Below are 592 nucleotides of genomic sequence, written 5' to 3'. Positions count from 1 at the left end.
ACGCGGCGCGGCCACAGCCACGCGGCGGTCGCGATCGCGCAACCGGCGACGGCCGCGCAGACGAGCGTCGGCGAGCGCACGAGCAGCGCCGCGAACACGGCGGTCGCGAGCAGCGCGAGCCCGAACGGGATGCAGCTGTCGTCGGGCATTTTGAGGATCGCGTTCGGCGCGGCGGCGAGCGGCGTGACGGCGAGCGCCTCGCGCCCGTCCGCGAGCAGGTAGCCGACCCGCAGGCTGGTGCGCGCCGGATCGTCGCGCGTTTCCCACAGCGGATGCCGCGACGCGACGAGCGGCAGCACCGCGAAGTTGTATACGGGCGCCGGCGACGCGACCGACCATTCGAGACCCGCCGCGCCCCACGGATTCTCGCTGGCGCGCACACCGCGCCGCGCGCTCGTCAGCGCGTTGACGACGAACATCACGATGCCGATCCCGAACACGAACGAGCCGATCGTCGTCAGCAGGTTCGATGTATCCCAGCCCATCCCGGCCGGATAGGTATAGATGCGGCGCGGCATCCCGAGCAGCCCGGAAATATGCATCGGAAAGAAGCCAAGGTTGAAGCCGACCAGCACGACCCAGAACGTCAGCT

At 70.3% G+C, this 592-nt stretch carries 1 protein-coding gene; it reads right to left on the bottom strand.

The window, feature by feature from the left end; all coding sequences use genetic code 11:
• On the bottom strand, positions 1-592 hold a 592-nt coding region (locus tag L810_RS43735; RefSeq protein ID WP_042978550.1), incomplete at both ends, for a cbb3-type cytochrome c oxidase subunit I.

It is taken from the genome of Burkholderia sp. AU4i, from assembly GCF_000466765.1.
Classification (GTDB): Bacteria; Pseudomonadota; Gammaproteobacteria; order Burkholderiales; family Burkholderiaceae; genus Burkholderia; species Burkholderia cepacia.
Note: the sequence above shows the minus strand (reverse complement) of the source record. Positions and strands in the feature narration are given on the sequence as shown.